This is a genomic window from Bacteroides sp. MSK.18.37 (genome assembly GCF_019129155.2).
Classification (GTDB): domain Bacteria; phylum Bacteroidota; class Bacteroidia; order Bacteroidales; family Bacteroidaceae; genus Bacteroides; species Bacteroides ovatus.
Window position 1 is genome coordinate 5,941,010 of the sequence record NZ_JAHOIB020000001.1, and the last position, 18,812, is coordinate 5,959,821.

At 42.8% G+C, this 18,812-nt stretch carries 9 protein-coding genes; 5 read left to right on the forward strand and 4 right to left on the reverse strand.

Annotated elements, in window-relative coordinates; translation table 11 throughout:
- Window positions 1-104: 104 nt before the first annotated feature.
- The 5 genes from KSX81_RS23000 (at window position 105) to KSX81_RS23020 (ending at window position 10,986) form a co-directional block, all read left to right on the forward strand.
- Window positions 105-1,028: a glycoside hydrolase family 43 protein gene (locus tag KSX81_RS23000; RefSeq protein WP_004300482.1), complete on the forward strand. Its 924-nt coding sequence runs from the start codon at window positions 105-107 to the stop codon at window positions 1,026-1,028.
- 32 nt (window positions 1,029-1,060) lie between these two features.
- Window positions 1,061-4,381 carry an MGH1-like glycoside hydrolase domain-containing protein gene (locus KSX81_RS23005; protein WP_217725862.1) on the forward strand — a complete coding sequence of 1,107 codons (3,321 nt, stop codon included), beginning with the start codon at window positions 1,061-1,063 and terminating at the stop codon, window positions 4,379-4,381.
- A gap of 153 nt (window positions 4,382-4,534) precedes the next feature.
- On the forward strand, window positions 4,535-7,372 hold the full coding sequence (locus KSX81_RS23010) for a glycoside hydrolase family 78 protein (protein WP_217731657.1): 2,838 nt from the start codon (window positions 4,535-4,537) through the stop codon (window positions 7,370-7,372).
- Between the two features lie 200 nt (window positions 7,373-7,572).
- A complete protein-coding gene (locus tag KSX81_RS23015) occupies window positions 7,573-8,925 on the forward strand; it encodes a glycoside hydrolase family 28 protein (RefSeq protein WP_004306223.1) in 1,353 nt (450 codons plus the stop codon).
- A 96-nt stretch (window positions 8,926-9,021) separates the two neighbouring features.
- Window positions 9,022-10,986 (forward strand): DUF3826 domain-containing protein, encoded by a 1,965-nt coding sequence (locus KSX81_RS23020; RefSeq protein WP_004300486.1) that lies wholly within the window; start codon window positions 9,022-9,024, stop codon window positions 10,984-10,986.
- 232 nt (window positions 10,987-11,218) lie between these two features.
- On the opposite strand, the gene KSX81_RS23025 is transcribed toward KSX81_RS23020, so the two are convergent.
- The 4 genes from KSX81_RS23025 to KSX81_RS23040 all read right to left on the reverse strand — a co-directional run bounded on the left by KSX81_RS23025 (window position 11,219) and on the right by KSX81_RS23040 (window position 18,801).
- Window positions 11,219-12,106, reverse strand: coding sequence for an SDR family NAD(P)-dependent oxidoreductase (locus KSX81_RS23025; RefSeq protein ID WP_004300487.1), 888 nt, complete (start codon window positions 12,104-12,106; stop codon window positions 11,219-11,221).
- Window positions 12,107-12,219: 113 nt separating this feature from the next.
- On the reverse strand, window positions 12,220-16,080 hold the full coding sequence (locus KSX81_RS23030) for a family 78 glycoside hydrolase catalytic domain (RefSeq protein WP_004300489.1): 3,861 nt from the start codon (window positions 16,078-16,080) through the stop codon (window positions 12,220-12,222).
- Window positions 16,081-16,111: 31 nt separating this feature from the next.
- A complete protein-coding gene (locus tag KSX81_RS23035; RefSeq protein ID WP_217725864.1) occupies window positions 16,112-17,578 on the reverse strand; it encodes a glycoside hydrolase family 140 protein in 1,467 nt (488 codons plus the stop codon).
- Between the two features lie 20 nt (window positions 17,579-17,598).
- Window positions 17,599-18,801 (reverse strand): glycoside hydrolase family 105 protein, encoded by a 1,203-nt coding sequence (locus KSX81_RS23040; protein WP_004300491.1) that lies wholly within the window; start codon window positions 18,799-18,801, stop codon window positions 17,599-17,601.
- Window positions 18,802-18,812: the final 11 nt, after the last annotated feature.

Below are 18,812 nucleotides of genomic sequence, written 5' to 3' on the forward strand. Positions count from 1 at the left end.
TCGTATATAAATTTTGAATCTATTGATTCTTCTAGTATATTTGAGTACAAATGACGCTTTCTATCGTCTCCTCTGTATAAAAGATACAAATATAGAATATACAAATGAAAAAGTTAAGAAATACATTAGCCGCAATAAGTCTTCTGTTTCTGGCTTCTTGTGGGGGGAACAAAGACTACTACATGTTCACTTCGTTTCATGAACCGGCTGATGAGGGGTTGAGATACTTATACAGTGAGGACGGAATTCACTGGGACAGTATTCCGGGAGTTTGGCTAAAGCCGGAACTGGGACAGCACCAGCTTATGCGGGACCCCTCGATGGTACGTACTCCGGATGGTACCTACCATTTGGTTTGGACTACAAGTTGGAAAGGTGATTTAGGATTTGGCTATGCACATTCCAAGGATCTGATTCATTGGTCGGAACAACAGATGATTCCTGTAATGGCAGACGAACCGACTACCATTAATGTATGGGCTCCGGAAATTTTCTATGACGACGAGAATGATCAGTTTATGGTAGTATGGGCTTCCTGTGTCCCCGGGCGTTTCGAAAAGGGAATAGAAGAAGAGAATAATAATCATCGTTTATACTATATCACTACAAAAGATTTTAAAACCGTTTCGAAAGCAAAACTTTTGTATGATCCAGGATTCAGTACCATTGATGCCGTTATCGTGAAACGGGCAAAGAATGACTATGTAATGGTACTCAAGGATAACACCCGTCCGGAACGTAATCTGAAAATCGCTTTTTCCGATTCTATGACCGGTCCTTATTCGCCCGCATCCCAGCCTTTCACAGAATCCTTTGTAGAAGGACCGTCTGTAGAGAAAGTGGGAGACGATTATCTAATCTACTTTGATGTATATAAGAAAAAAATATATGGCGCTATGCGTACGAAGGATTTCCGGAACTTTACAGATGTAACAGAAGAGGTAAGCATCCCTGTAGGGCATAAGCATGGAACCATATTTACGGCTCCGGAATCAGTCGTAAAAGCATTATTGGAAGAAAAGAAATAAATCCGGAAACAATTTTAAATCAGAAATAAATCATGAACAACTCTGCTAAAATTCTTTTTGTACTGGCTGCCGGTTGGTTGACTACTACAGCCTTTGCACAAGATAGAATTCATTATACAGGAAAAGAATTATCGAACCCTGCTTGTCACGACGGACAACTGTCTCCGGTAGTCGGAGTACATAACATTCAGTTGGTGCGTGCCAATCGTGAACATCCCGATGCTTCGAACGGCAATGGATGGACGTATAATCATCAGCCGATGCTGGCTTATTGGAATGGACAGTTTTTCTATCAATACCTGGCAGATCCTTCTGACGAACACGTACCGCCTTCACAGACTTTTCTGATGACATCGAAGGATGGATATCGCTGGACAAATCCGGAAATTGTGTTTCCTCCTTATCAAGTTCCTGATGGATACACCAAAGAGTCTCGTCCGGGTGTGCAGGCCAAAGATCTGATTGCCATTATGCACCAGCGTGTCGGATTCTATGTTTCTAAATCCGGCAAGCTGATTACAATGGGAAATTATGGAGTTGCTTTGGATAAAAAAGATGATCCCAATGATGGAAACGGTATTGGCCGGGTGGTTCGTGAAATAAAGAAAGACGGTTCTTACGGACCGATCTATTTCATTTATTATAATCATGGATTTAATGAAAAGAATACTGATTTTCCGTATTTTAAGAAAAGCAAGGATCGTGAGTTTGTGAAGGCTTGCCAGGAAATTCTCGACAATCCGCTGTATATGATGCAGTGGGTGGAAGAAGCCGACCGTGAAGATCCTATTCTTCCGTTGAAGAAAGGATACAAAGCATTCAATTGTTATACATTGCCGGATGGACGTATTGCCAGTCTTTGGAAACATGCGCTTACCTCTATCAGCGAGGATGGCGGACATACTTGGGCAGAGCCTGTGCTTCGTGCAAAAGGTTTCGTCAATAGCAACGCGAAAATTTGGGGGCAGCGTTTAAGTGATGGTACATACGCTACCGTGTATAATCCGTCGGAATTTCGTTGGCCGCTGGCTATATCTTTGAGTAAAGATGGATTGGAATATACAACATTGAATCTGGTGCATGGTGAAATCACTCCCATGCGTTATGGAGGAAATTATAAATCATACGGTCCTCAATATCCGCGTGGTATTCAGGAAGGCAATGGGGTGCCTGCCGATGGTGATTTGTGGGTTTCTTACAGTGTGAACAAGGAAGATATGTGGATTTCCCGTATTCCTGTTCCGGTGGAAATAAATGCTTCAGCACATGCGGATGATGATTTCTCAAAAAATAAATCAATTGCGGAACTGACTGACTGGAATATTTATTCTCCGGTTTGGGCCCCTGTTTCTTTGGAGGATCAATGGTTGAAGTTGCAGGATAAAGATCCGTTTGATTATGCCAAAGTGGAACGTAAAATTCCGGCCTCTAAAGAATTAAAAGTATCATTTGATTTGAAAGCCGGCCAGAATAATAAAGGTACACTCCACATTGAATTTCTGGATGAGAATGGAATAGCCTGTTCCCGTATAGAACTTACTGATGATGGCATTTTTCGATTGAAAGGCGGCTCCCGGTTTGCAAATATAATGAAATATGAAGCAGGAAAGATTTATCATGTAGAAGCAGTCCTTTCTACTGTTGATCGTAATATTCAAGTGTATGTAGATGGCAAGAGAGTAGGGTTGCGTATGTTCTATGCGCCCGTGGCTGCTGTGGAACGAATTGTATTCCGTACTGGCGTACCTCGTACATTCCCAACCGTAGATACTCCTGCCGACCAGACTTATGATCTGCCGAATGCAGGTGCGCAAGATCCATTGGCTGAATATGGCATTGCCAATGTAAAAACATCTTCTACAGATAAGGATGCGTCTTCTGCTTTTTTAAAGTATGCTGACTTCAGTCATTATGCAGACTATTTCAACGGTATGGAAGACGAAAATATTGTTCAGGCAATTCCCAATGAAAAGGCTTCAGAATGGATGGAGGAAAATATTCCTTTGTTCGAGTGTCCGCAACATAACTTTGAAGAAATGTATTATTATCGTTGGTGGTCATTGCGTAAGCATATCAAGGAGACTCCTGTTGGCTATGGCATGACCGAGTTTCTCGTTCAGCGTTCTTATTCAGATAAATATAATTTGATTGCTTGTGCAATTGGACATCATATTTATGAAAGCCGTTGGTTGCGTGATCCGAAATATTTGGATCAGATTATTCATACATGGTATCGTGGCAATGATGGCGGTCCGATGAAGAAAATGGATAAGTTCAGCTCATGGAACGCAGATGCTGTTTTGGCTCGTTACATGGTAGATGGTGATAAGGACTATCTGCTGGATATGAAGAAAGATCTGGAAACCGAATACCAGCGTTGGGAACGTACGAACCGTTTGAAGAACGGATTGTATTGGCAGGGTGACGTACAGGATGGTATGGAAGAATCAATCAGTGGCGGACGGAGGAAGAAATATGCCCGGCCGACAATCAATAGTTATATGTATGGCAATGCTAAAGCACTTTCATGTATAGGAATTCTTTCCGGTGATGAGGGGATGGCTATGAAATATGGCATGAGAGCAGATACTTTGAAAAATCTGGTAGAAAATGAATTGTGGAATACACGTCATCAGTTTTTTGAGACGATGCGTACGGACTCTTCCGCGAATGTGCGTGAAGCAATCGGATATATTCCTTGGTATTTCAACCTGCCGGATACCACCCAAAAGTATGAAATTGCCTGGAAAGAAATTATGGATGAAAAAGGCTTCTCTGCTCCTTATGGATTGACAACTGCAGAACGTCGTCATCCGGAGTTCCGTACACGTGGAGTAGGCAAGTGTGAGTGGGACGGTGCTATCTGGCCGTTTGCTTCCGCACAGACATTGACAGCAATGGCTAACTTTATGAATAATTATCCGCAGACTGTATTGTCTGACAGTGTATATTTCCGTCAGATGGAATTGTATGTGGAATCACAGTATCATCGTGGTCGTCCCTATATTGGTGAATATTTGGATGAGGTGACCGGTTATTGGCTGAAAGGAGATCAGGAACGTAGCCGTTATTATAATCATTCCACTTTCAACGACCTGATAATTACAGGATTGATCGGACTTCGTCCACGTTTGGATAATACGATTGAAGTGAACCCCTTAATTCCTGCCGACAAGTGGGATTGGTTCTGCCTGGATAATGTATTATATCATGGTCATAATCTGACGATTCTTTGGGATAAGAATGGTGATCGCTATCATTGCGGAAAAGGATTGCGCATTTTTGTAGATGGTAAGGAAGTAGGACATACAGATACATTGACAAAAATCGTTTGTGAAAATGTACTCAAATAATCTTTATTTTTAGACATAAGAACAAAAGAACATAAATGCTGCGCTTTGAAATTATTTCTATTGCTTATTGAACTGCTATTTTATTTTTTGTTCTTATGTTCTTCTGTCTGATTTAGATTCCCATTTATCGAACAAATAAAAGATACTTGAAAAATGAAATTCAAAAAGATTCTTCTTTCATTGCTAATTTGTTTGTCTTGTTTTGTACAGGCAAAGAATATAACCATCAGTCGTCTTACCTGTGAGATGCAGGAGGGACTGGTAGTGGTCGAAGGTTCACCCCGTTTGGGCTGGGTGATGGAATCGCCGGAGAATGGGACACGACAATCTGCCTATGAGATTGATATTCGGGAAGCTTTTACAGGGCGTTCCGTTTGGAATAGTGGGAAGGTTTATTCTTCGCAGAGCCAGTTAGTTTCTACAAAGGGGGCAGATATACGTCCTGATAACTCATTTAATTATAGTTGGCGCGTTCGTGTTTGGGATGAGACAGATACACCTTCCGAGTGGAGCAGTGAAGCGAAATTCCGGGCAGTACCCGAAAGGTTATCTTCGTCGGGGCAGTGGATTGGAGCTATTACCCGACAAAATGCTCATTTACCGGAAGGGCGTAAGTTCCACGGTGGAGAGTTGAAGAAACCGGAAGTGAAAGCAGCTTGGGAAGCAGTGGACACTTTGGCAAAGAAAAGTATTTGTTTGAGAAGAACATTCCAAGTAGGAGATGCGACAGAAGGGGGTACAAACCGTAAACCGGGCAAGAAAATAGTGGAGGCAACGGCATACGTTTGTGGTCTGGGATTCTATGAGTTTTCTTTGAATGGTCAAAAAGTAGGTAACAGTGAGTTTGCTCCATTGTGGAGTGATTATGATAAAACTGTTTACTATAACACATACGATGTGACGGAACAATTGCGGCGTGGTGAAAATGTCGTAGGAATCTTATTGGGGAATGGATTCTATAATGTGCAGGGGGGGCGTTATCGCAAATTACAGATCAGCTTTGGTCCTCCCACACTTTTATTTGAGCTGGTTATTAACTACGAAGATGGAACATGTACAACGGTTCATTCTGATAATGAATGGAAATATGATTTCAGTCCGGTAATCTTCAATTGTATATATGGAGGGGAAGATTATGATGCGCGTCGTGAACAGAAAGGATGGAATCAGATTGGCTTTGATGACAGTCATTGGCGTCCGGTAGTCATACAGGAAGCTCCTAAAGGAATACTTCGTCCACAGATGGCGGCTCCAGTGAAAATCATGGAACGGTATGATATTCAAAAGGTAACCAAACTAAATGCGGACCAAGTTGCATCAGCTTCTGTATCAACTAAGAGAACAGTCGATCCTTCTGCTTTTGTGTTGGATATGGGACAGAATTTGGCTGGCTTTCCGGAAATAAAAGTACGTGGCAAACGTGGTCAGAAAGTAACTTTGATTGTAGCCGAAGCATTGACAGAGGAAGGTGCTTGCAATCAGTGTCAGACAGGGCGTCAACACTATTACGAATACATTCTGAAAGGGGAAGGCGATGAAACCTGGCACCCTCGTTTCTCTTATTACGGTTTTAGATATATTCAGGTAGAGGGTGCTGTCTTAAAAGGACAGAAGAATCCGCAGAAATTGCCTGTATTGAAAAATATTCAATCCTGTTTCGTATATAATTCAGCCAAGAAAGTTTCCACTTTCGAATCATCCAACCGGATATTTAATGCTGCCCATCGATTAATCGAGAAAGCGGTTCGCAGCAATATGCAGTCTGTGTTTACGGATTGTCCGCATCGTGAGAAACTTGGGTGGCTGGAACAGGTACATCTGAATGGTCCGGGTTTGTTGTATAACTATGATTTGACAGCATACGCTCCGCAGATTATGCAGAATATGGCAGATGCACAACATTCCAACGGGGCCATGCCGACAACTGCTCCGGAATACGTGATTTTTGAAGGTCCGGGTATGGATGCTTTTGCCGAATCTCCGGAGTGGGGTGGTTCTTTGGTTATTTTCCCTTTTATGTACTATGAGACTTATGGAGACGATTCATTGATTAAGAAATATTATCCGAATATGCGTCGTTACGTGGATTATCTCAAGACTCGTGCAGATAAAGGTATTCTTTCTTTCGGATTGGGAGACTGGTATGATTACGGAGATTTTCGTGCGGGATTCTCACGGAATACACCCGTTCCTTTGGTGGCTACTGCGCATTATTACATGACAGTCATGTATTTGGTACAAGCTGCGAAAATGGTAGGTAATGACTTTGACATTCATTATTACACTTCGTTGGCACAGGATATAATGGTTGCATTTAATAAATGTTTTCTTCATAAAGATACGGCACAATATGGTACAGGAAGCCAATGCAGTAATGCGCTTCCGTTGTTCCTCCAAATGACGCAGGATGCAGATAAACAAGGTAACTACCGACCGGATGCAGATTTGAATGAGAAAGTATTCGCGAATCTGATAAAAGATGTGGAAGCACATGGCAACCGTTTGACTACCGGTGATGTGGGAAACCGTTATCTGATTCAGACATTGGCGCGTAATGGAGAACATGAACTTATTTATAAAATGTTCAATCATGAAGAAGCTCCCGGATATGGTTTCCAGTTAAAATTCGGCGCTACAACTTTGACCGAGCAATGGGACCCCCGTCAAGGTTCTTCCTGGAATCACTTTATGATGGGACAGATTGATGAATGGTTCTTTAATTCACTGGTCGGTATTCGTCCTTCTACCACTCCAAAACAAGGTTATCAGAAGTTCATCATCGCTCCCCAACCTGTGGGAGATTTGAAATATGTCAAAGCGTCGTATGAAACTTTATACGGTACCATTAATGTGGACTGGACTTGTGAGAATGGGACTTTCACTTTAAACGTGTCTGTTCCGGTGAATACTACCGCTGTTGTTTATCTCCCGGGCGGAAAAGAACCGAAAGAAATACAGAGCGGAACATATCAATTGGTTTGTGCAAAATAAAAGAACCTTTTTGTATATATTTGTAGAATTAAAAAACAATGTATTCGTATAAAAAATCATGCAGCATCTTTATTTTAATCATGTAGCATGTTTGAAAAAAACATCTCAATGATTGTCTTCAAACATTGGGAAGAAAAAAAGATTCTATTAGCATGATTTTTTAGAAGGAAACGATGAAATATACTTTAATAATATCGATTATGAATTTACGAACAACTCTTTTTGTCTTTCTTTGCTTCTGTGCAACCACAGTTCTTCGTGCCGAGCGTGTAGATATGCTGAAGGCCGGTGCAAAAGCAAATGGCAAGACTCTTAATACAAAGCTAATCAATTCAACGATTGACCGTCTGAACCGTGGCGGCGGAGGTACTCTTTTCTTTCCTGCCGGAACTTACCTGACGGGGAGTATCCATCTGAAAAGTAATATTACACTGGAGTTGGAAGCCGGAGCTACCTTGCTCTTTTCCGATAACTTTGATGACTATCTTCCTTTTGTCGAGGTTCGTCATGAAGGAGTGATGATGAAAAGTTTCCAGCCTTTGATTTATGCGGTAGATGCCGAGAATATTACGATCAAAGGAGAAGGAACTTTGGACGGACAAGGAAAGAAATGGTGGATGGAGTTCTTTCGTGTCATGATTGATTTGAAAGACAATGGCATGCGTGATGTGAATAAATATCAGTCCATGTGGGATGCAGCAAATGATACGACAGCAATTTATGCTGAAACGAACAAGGATTATGTAAATACATTGCAACGTCGCTTTTTCCGTCCTCCGTTCATTCAGCCCGTTCGTTGTAAGAAAGTAAAGATTGAAGGAGTGAAAATCATAAATTCTCCCTTCTGGACGGTCAATCCGGAGTTTTGCGACAATGTAACTATAAAGGGGATCACCATAGATAATGCGCCCTCACCAAATACGGACGGAGTGAATCCGGAATCCTGCCGCAACGTACATATCAGCGACTGCCATATATCAGTAGGAGACGATTGCATCACAATCAAGTCGGGAAGAGATGCGCAGGCCCGTCGTTTGGGAGTACCTTGCGAGAATATCACTATCACCAACTGCACCATGCTTTCCGGTCACGGAGGCGTTGTTATCGGCAGCGAGATGAGTGGGAGTGTGCGTAAAGTTACTATTTCTAATTGCGTGTTTGACGGAACAGATCGTGGAATCCGTATTAAGTCGACCCGTGGAAGGGGAGGAGTCGTTGAAGATATTCGTGTCAGCAACGTCGTAATGAGCAACATTAAACAGGAAGCTGTCGTATTGAATTTGAAATACAGTAAAATGCCTGTCGAACCTAAGAGTGAACGCACTCCGATATTCCGTAACGTACATATCAGCGGAATGACTGTGACAAACGTAAAGACTCCGATCAAAATAGTGGGCTTGGAAGAAGCGCCGATATCTGACATCGTTTTGCGTGATATTCACATTCAAGAAGGGAAACAGAAATGTATCTTCGAAAATTGTGAACGTATCACGATGGATGACGTAATCGTCAATGGTGAAGTAATTAAAAGCACCACAAATACTACAGATTAACACAGATTTTTAATTCGACTAAATTATAAGAATAATAAATCTGTGAAAATCTGTGTAATCTGTGGTGAAAAAACAACTTACATAAATTAAAAATAAATGAAACGAATCCTTTTTACTATGCTTCTTGCCGCATCTCTTTCGGCCGAAGCCCAGACGCAAACATACGAGACGGAATTTGCCCGTCCCTTGAATGAAGTACTGACGGATATACAGAACCGTTTCGGAGTCCGTTTGAAATATGACATTGATACGGTGGGAAAAGTGCTGTCTTATGCCGATTTCCGTATTCGTCCTTATTCCGTGGAAGAATCCTTGACGAATGTATTGGCACCTTTCGATTATAAATTTGTTAAGCAGAAAGGAAATATGTATAAGCTGAAAGCATACGAGTATCCACGTCGTACAGATGCAGACGGAGAGAAGATGCTGGCTTATCTGAATACACTCTATACAGACCAACAGTCCTTTCAACTTCGTGCCGATTCTCTGAAAAAAGAGGTACGTCAGCGTTTAGGTATTGATACTTTGTTGGCTCAATGTGTCAAAACCAAACCTATTCTTTCAAAGATACGTAAGTTTGATGGCTATACCGTGCAGAATTTCGCACTTGAAACACTTCCCGGATTATACATTTGCGGTTCTATCTATACGCCCCAATCGAAAGGAAAACATGCGTTGATAATCTGCCCTAACGGACATTTTGGTGGCGGACGTTATCGGGAAGACCAACAACAACGTATGGGAACTTTAGCACGCATGGGAGCTGTTTGTGTAGACTATGATTTGTTCGGATGGGGAGAGTCGGCTTTGCAAGTGGGCAGTGCGGCACACCGTAGTAGTGCGGCGCACACTATTCAGGCAATGAACGGCTTACTGATTCTTGACTACATGCTTGCTTCCCGTAAGGACATTGATACCAGCCGTATCGGTACGAATGGCGGTTCGGGTGGAGGTACCCATACTGTATTGTTGAGCGTATTAGATGATCGTTTCACCGCTTCAGCTCCGGTAGTGAGCCTAGCTTCTCACTTCGACGGTGGCTGTCCCTGCGAAAGCGGAATGCCTATTCAACTATCTGCAGGAGGAACCTGTAATGCGGAATTAGCCGCTACTTTTGCTCCTCGTCCACAACTGATCGTATCGGATGGCGGCGACTGGACGGCCAGTGTTCCTACTCTTGAATTTCCTTATCTGCAACGAATCTACGGATTCTACCAGGCAAAAGATAAAGTAACGAATGTACATCTTCCCAAAGAGAAACATGACTTTGGCCCGAATAAGCGGAATGCTGTTTATGACTTCTTCGCAGAAGTATTCAAATTGGATAAAAAGATGTTGGATGAAAGCAAGGTCACCATTGAACCGGAATCCGCTATGTATAGTTTTGGTGAAAAAGGAGCTTTGCTTCCTGAAGGCGCCATCCGTTCTTTTGACAAGGTAGCTGCTTATTTTGACAAGAAGGCTTTTGCTAATTTAAAATCAGATGCTTCTCTCGAAAAGAAAGCCATTGACTGGGTAGCTTCTTTAGAGTTGAACGATGATAAAAAAGCAGGTTTTGCAGTAACTGCCATTTATAATCATCTTCGTAAAGTGCGTGACTGGCACAATGAGCACCCTTATACAACAATCCCCGAGGGTATCAATCCTCTGACAGGCAAACCGCTTTCCAAGCTCGACCGTGAAATGATTGCAGATTCTGCTATGCCGAAAGAAGTGCATGAAAGGCTAATGAAAGATCTGCGCAGAGTATTGACGGAAGAACAGATTGAACAAATCCTGGATAAATACACGGTAGGTAAAGTTGCTTTTACCTTGAAAGGTTATCAGGCCATTGTACCCAATATGACGGAAGAGGAAACGGCTTTCGTTCTGGAACAGTTGAAATTGGCTCGTGAACAGGCTATTGACTACAAGAATATGAAGCAGATTTCTGCTATCTTCGAAATTTATAAAACCAAATGCGAACAGTATTTCAATGAGCATGGTCGCAACTGGCGGCAGATGTTCAAAGATTACGTGAATAAGCGAAACGCAGAAAAGAAGGCTCAAGGAAAGAAATAAATGAGGGTAAACCCTTAACCTCCTACATAACCGGAAAATCTCCGGGATAATAGAAGAATATAATAGAGCTATGCTTTGCAACTGACAAAGCATAGCTTTATCATATCTAAAACTATGCTTTAGCTCTCAAAAAACACTGCTATCACTTTCACGAAGCTTTGATTGTGAAGACAGGAGTGGAAGTTACTCGAAACGTGTTGAAAGATTCTCTTGGTGATGACTTTACTTCAAACTATTCAATATAAATCATCTTTTTCGTCATTCCCCCGTCAATAGTGATGTTTTCTCCATTGATGAAATCATTGTTTTCCTCGCAGAGAAACAGACACATGCGGGCAATATCTTCCGGTTTACCTACCCGGCGTGAAGGATGCTGTGAATGGTCTTCCGGTTGGAGTTGAGCATAATCATGAGTCTGTATCCATCCCGGAGCAATGGAATTTACTGTGATATTCCATTCGGATAAAGACAAAGCCAATGCATGAGTCAAAGAATAGATACCACCTTTCGATGCTGCATAACCTTCACTTCCCGGTTCACTCATCAGATAACGTGTAGAGCAGATATTTACAATTCGGCCGTATGGGTTGGGAGAGGGCTGCTTTTTACGATGGATGGCAAGCAGCCGGGAAGTGATGAATACAGGACGCAGGTTAATAGAAAGAATTTTGTCGAAATCTTCTACACTTGTCTCTGTGATAGAAGAAAATTTGCTGATACCGACGTTGTTGACAATAATATCAATATCGTTCCATTCGGCAAGAATGGTTTGCATACAACTTTCAAGTGCGTTTTTATCACTTACGTCGACCTTATGGAATGTAGCCCCGGTTGCCTTCGCAGTCTCCTGTCCCGATGTTTCGTTTATATCACAAAAGGCAACTTGATTTCCAGCTAGGCAAAAAGCTTCTACTATTGCTTTGCCTATTCCTTCCGCTCCGCCTGTTATAAATACTCTTCTTTTTGAGTCTTCCGGTTTTGAAACCGTTGAAGTGTGAGACTTCGATTCAGCCGGACGTACTGCTGTTAGTTTCTTCTTACCATATTTTTGTGCTTGTTTCCAAGCAGCTTTTCGGGCTTCGTATTGTTCCTGTTGTCTCTCTATATAATTATCTGCCATCGTTATTTTTTATTTATTGGCAAATGTAAAGTATAAAATGGATAAATACAAGAATCGACCGCTCTTTTGCGGGCAAAGGAGCGGTCGATTTCATTCGGATGATCGTTCAATATTTAAAACTTCGTCGGATCTATCTCTGCATATTTAATTCGTTGACGGCGCCATGTGTAAATGGCATGCAACTTCCCGTCTTTCCCCTGAATAATGCTAGGGTAAGAGTATTGGCTGATTGGACTATCTTCTAATGTAAGAACAGGTTGCCAATTGATACCATCTTCTGAAACGGCCACACAGAGCGGAGTACGCGGACCTTTCGGAGTTCCGGGCAATGTAGAGAAATTATTGTAGATAAGGATATGTCTACCGTCTTTCATTGTCACGGCATCCGTACCGGAATTATTATTCGGGACATTCAGCAGCGTTACTTTACTCCATGTGTCACCATTATCACTGCTCCACGCAGTTGCTACCTGTGCGTTACGTGTACGACAGAGTATCTGTAATCTTCCGTCCTTATGCTTCAGAATACTGGGTTGTATTGCATAAACAGGTTTGGCTCCTTCTCCTTTGATCGCTTCTCCGCCTTCTTGGTCATCCACATTCACACCTCCCTTTTTACGATTTTGGGTGGGGACAGATAACTCGGCATCCAGTGGTCCGACCATCTTCCAGGTCTTGCCTTTATCATCGGAAATCTCGAAATGGACACGCCATCCGTTACTTCCTTCCGTACTGGAAGGGCAGATGATACGCCCATTGATATATTCCGGTTTATTCTTAATAGGTCCAAGAAAACCTTTCGGAAGCGCTTCGCGTTTGCTCCAGGTTTTTCCTCCGTCGCGTGAACGGACAAGCCATCCTGTCCAGTCGCTCACTTTCAAACCTATTTTATAAAACAGAATCAGGTCACCTCCGGGAATCTGGAAAAGAACCGGGTTCCAGCAAGCTTTTCTGCGGGCAATAAGTGTTCCTTTTGCATCTTTCACCGGGGTACAGGTTGAATCGATTCCGGCTAATACTGCTTGTGGGTCTTTGAGTGAAAACACACCATCGGCAGCAAGTTTGGGGGTGGTCCATTCTTTAGAGCCTTTAGGTTTACGACATACCCAGATGCAACAATCCGGATTGCGCTCTTTGGTTCCTCCGAAGAAAGAGGCTACGAGATCACCATTTTTCAGCTCTACTATCGTAGCTCCGTGACATTCGGGGAAAGAAGCGTTTTCGTACAGGAATTCATCAGTCAGAATAGCCGTATTCCGGGTGGGAATGTCTACACTGAAATGATATTTTCCTGATCCGATTTTTTCTTTCCGTCCATCCGGAAGATGTACTTCCCCCGTCGTATTGGCGGGAAGTTCGATATCCCATTCCAAATGTGTGGGAGTCTTTGTCCATCGGCTGGTTATTTTTCCGTAGATACTCATGTACGATGCATCCACGTTACTCAACTCCTGAATTTCAAAAGCCGGCTGGAAGACGATATGCTTGTAACCGGACTTCCAGCGGTCCGCACGGATACCTGCCAGGTTATTGAAGCACCAAGGCAATAAATCACCTAAAAGCATCACATGATTACCGCTATTCATTTCAGGATTTGCCGTATCACCGTTCCATAACTCCCAAATAGTGGTAGCACCTTTTTCAACCATATATCCCCAGGAAGGATATGTTTTATTGGTAGCCAGTAGATAAGCTACATTGGCATGGCCGCGACGGCTCAATTCACGCAATAACCATTGTACGCCGATCACTCCGGTACTTATATGTCCCTTGTTGGTTGTAATAATGGAAGTTACGGCATTTTTAGCTACTTCATTGATGTAGTTCTTTGGCACTAGACCAAAAGCAAGTGGCAAGATATTGGCAGTAACTGTGTTGTTACCATAGAAAATACTATCCGGATATAAGGTATGTCCCGGTACGGGAGAGGTACCTTCCTTTACGTGAAGAAAACGGGCATTGAATGCGTCTTTCATGCGATGTTCCAAATCTTCCCATTCTTCTGCGTCAGCTTTCAGCCCTTGCAAGCTTGCAAAGCGGTGCATCAGTTGTAATACCTTCAGATAATAAGCCGTTGCGATCAAAGCTCCGTCAGTCTTGCGGGAAGGGTCCTTACTATGAATTAACTCCAGTGATTCGGGCGGAACGCACCAGTCACCATATTTATCTTTGGTGATGATAAAATCTTCTGTCATATAGTATTCCCGGATATGAGATACCCACTTCTTGATAGCCGGATAATTCTCTTCGATCGGACGTTTATCTCCAAAGTTTGTGAAAAGCATGTCGCAGGCCATTGGTAAAGCGGCAGGCCAGGTCACATTGTCCGAGTAGTAGTTCCAGTATGCCGGGGCTACATCAGGAATACAGCCGTCTTCCCGTTGTGCTTCGCGGATGTCACGCGTCCATTTGGTATACATGGCGTAATTATCGAAAAGCATGCTTTCTCCCCAACAGCCCATAGTACGGTCACCCAACCATGGTTGGCGTTCATTCCGTTGCGGACAGTCAACCGGCATCCCTTTATAGTTGCTCCGGATTCCCCAAAATGCATTGCGGATAATCTTATTCAGAGTTTCGTCAGAACAGTTGAAAGTACCGATATGCTCCATTTCATCTTCTACTACTTCGGCAACGAAATCTTCTGCCTTCGCATTCAGATAACCGCTGACTTCTACATAACGGAACCCATGATAAATAAAACGAGGTGCCCAGGTAGCATCTTTTGTTTCGCGTCCGCTGACAACATATACATCTGTAGAACGGGCATCCCTGAAGTTTCTTGTATAAAGTTCGCCATTGTCTTGCAGACTTTCTGCAAAACGGAGACGGATGCTATCGCCAGCCTGTCCTTTTATCCGGAAACGTACCCAGCCCGCCATATTCTGACCGATATCCAGGATATATTTGTTACCGAGCTTTTTAATAGAAACAGGCTTTAAGGTTTCTGTGACTTTCATGCCCGGCATCATTTGTGCACGCAATGTTCCTGAAGGAATACTGACACGTTGGGCCGGCATCCAGTTTTTGTCATCATATCCGGTTTGACTCCAGGCTCCTAACTCTTTACGGGCATCGTATTCTTCGCCATCATATTCATTATTGCTACGGATAGGACCTTCAGTAGTCAATTTCCATGAAGTGTTTGTAGCAATCGTTTCTTTGCTGCCGTCTGCATATTCCACAATCAGATTCAACCGGAGTTTAGGATAACCGAAAGTCGGTATCTTATACGGTTTATAGTTCTGACGCATCGTATAGAAGCGACCATTTCCAAGAGTTACTCCAATAGCATTTTCTGTTTGAAGCAGTGAAGTAACATCGTATGTGTTGTACAGAATTGTTTTCCGGTAGTCGGTAGGAGCAGGTGCCAGTACTTGATTGCCGATGCGTTGTCCGTTGATAAACAACTCGTACAATCCCATTCCGGCGATATGTACTGTGGCACGTTTCACACTTTTCTTTACTGCAAACTCTTTACGGAGATAACGGGCTGCCAAACGGCTCCATTGTGTTTCGCTGTCTCCGAGAGCGGCCCTGTCCAAGCCGATCCATTGCCCTTGCCAATCTGCTTCATTAAATAGTCCGGTGGTCCAGAAAGCCAGAGCACTCCAATTTGTTGCACCTTTGTTGGTGTCTATTTTCACTTTCCAATAGTAGGGGGCATTACATTTTAATGTTTTTCCCTGATAAGTGATCCATTGAGAAGCGTCAGATTCAATCTTTCCTGAATCCCAAATATCTCCTTTTCCTTGTTCCAATAGCTCCGGGGAAGATGCGACAAGAATGTGATACGCAGTTTGTATCACATTCTGTTCATCCGATTCGATGCGCCAGCTCAATCGGGGTTGGCGCACATCGATACCTGCCGGATTTTTCAACTGCTCCGTTCGCAGGTCAATTATACCTATGGCTGCGTATAGTGAACCTGCAAAGAGCAGAAGAAAGAAAAATGATACTATTCTTTTATTCATAAGTATGTTTTCATCATTCGTTTATATAAGATTATTTATTCCATTTTTGTTGTGCGTCCGGTAACTCTGTCCAGTCTTTCCCTATATAGTTCTTACTACTGTCCACTACAATCAGGATATGGTCGTTTCCACTGCAATAACCACTGTCGTGCTGGAATTTGTGCACTCCGTTATCAAATTCTCCGATGTATTCCAGTTTACCATCTTTCGTGGTGTACCACCAAGCATTCTTTTTCGCGCCGCTAATCTTGCTGAAATCAACTTCCATCGGACGTCCGGTATAGTTGTATACCATCAGATAATTATTTCCACGTGTAGCGATAGCGCGGTCATAACGTTCTCCATTCTGTCCTGTGATGATAGACTGATCGGGTATGCGTTCAAAGAACGGGAAAGTCAACATCAGGTTTTTCAGATACTTCATCTGATTGTAGCCCGGATCATTCAAAGCATCATACCAAGGCTTCTTTGCACCATAAGCACCACCTACACCCGGTTTGATAAATTGCATGATGGAATTATGACCGTAAGTATGTCCGAAAGAACCTGCAAATACAGACCAATAAGCATAACGACGTACGTCATAATCCTTCCACAACAGTTCGTTTTCATCGTGCAGACCATGAGGTATTTCTTCATAGATCGGTTCACCGTCAATCACAGGTTTCATGGGTTTCATGGCCAGGCTGCGTTCTACAAAACGCCAGTTATCCTCTTCTGTATTTTCTTCGATAGGGTAGTCACCATCTCCGAAACGTTGTCCATAGCGACGATGTCCGCTTTGAAACATGTTGAAATCCAACCAGGGAGCGTTATTGAACCAAGTCGCGGAAGTTGTTCTTCCACGTGGATGGAATGTCATCAGGTGGTTTTTGTCGATAGCTTTGATAGAGGTTGCCAAAGCTTCCCATTCAGCAGTTTTCACGTCGCCACGGATATCTCCACCAATAAACCAGATAATATTCGGTTCGTCCTTATAACGCTCTGCCAAAAACTTGCCGTATGCTTTTGCCTGTTCTACAGTCATCTCGCCCCGGTTCACCGGGCTTCCCCAAATGCAGACCATGCCGATATATTGTCCCTTCTTTGCTGCTGTACGGATGATGTAATCCATGTGATCCCAATAACCGTATACGCCTTTTTGATTGATGTTTTTGAAGTTGTATCCGTCAATCATCGAATATTGTCCGTAGATATTCATAGACGGAACATTGTTCAACGTTTGAACCTGAATCACGTTGTATCCGCGACGTTTGCATTGTTCCAGGTAATATTCGGCTTCATCCCGGTTCAAGCGTTCGGGCAATAGCCAACCGGTTTCTCCTAACCAAAAGAAAGGAGCACCGTTTTCGTGTTTCAGGTAACGTCCCTCTTCGGAAACTACGAGTTTGCCGTTGTCCCAGGGGATATACGTCTTTTGTGTTTTCTTCTGTGCTGCAGCCGAAGTTGCCATTGTCAATAGCAGCAACAAAAGGGGAATAATCTTGAATTTTCTCATTGTATTTTATCGTTTTTAGTTTATTTTTTAGTCATTTTCTCATACTCAATAGCAGCCAAGATGAATGAACCTACCGATTTCGGATCATTTTCTATAATCGGTTCACTGATATAATATTCAAATGAGCCGTCACGATATCTTTTTGAATCTCCGCCCAATCCTGCAACAGCACAGCAATTGGTAATTGTATAGCTGCCATCCTCTTCCAAACGGGTAAATGTCTTTACCATTCCGTCAAAGGCTTTTTGTGTCGGTTCGATATATTCGTTGCCAATATATCCTTTATTGATAGCTTTGGCAAGCGTATAGATAAACAGGGCAGTGGCAGATGATTCCAAATAATTACCTTCACGTGCTCCCTGATCGGTTACCTGATACCAGGTTCCGGATGAAGGATCTTGGTATTTCACAATCGCTTTTGTCAATCCCTGCAGAATTTGTATAATGCTGTCGCGTCCGGCTGTTTCCTGTGGCAGGAAGTCCAGTACATCTACAATAGCAGCTCCATACCATCCGATACTGCGACTCCAAAAATTAGGAGAACAACCTGTTTCAGGATTTGACCATTTCTGTTCGCGACTTTCATCCCATCCGTGATAAAAAAGCCCTGTTGCAGGATCATAAGTCTTGCTATTTATCAAAAGAATCTGTTTTGTTGCTTCGTCAAATAAAGCGGGCTCATTAAAAGTAGCACCATATTGAACCAGATAAGGAGAAGCCATAAAAATTCCGTCCAGCCACATTTGATGAGGATATCTCAATTTATGCCAGAATCCTCCCTCACTGGTACGGGGTTGCTCTGCCATTTGCTTGCGCAAAGTATCCATGGCTATTTTGTAACGTTCGTCTCCGGTCTGTGCGTAAAGATCGAAAAGAATCTTTCCACCGTTGACATTATCAATATTGAATGAAAGATATTTCATGGTTTTGATATGTCCGTCAGCATCGATCAGACTATCTGCATATATCTTGGCATACTCATAATATACGCTGTCCCCGGTATGTTTCCATTCTTCCAACATGGATTTTACTACTAATCCGTGGGTATATCCCCAGCGTGGTTTTTTAGCTTTTTCAATCATCCAGGGTTCGGGGAAACGTTTCATTTCGGAGCGTGCCATGCGTTCACTCCATTTTTCCGTTTCTGTTTTTTGAGGTGCTGCGCAAGCCAGGAAACAAGCAGTTCCACAGGCGACAATCAGTTTCAATAAGTTTTTGTTCATATCGGTCGAGT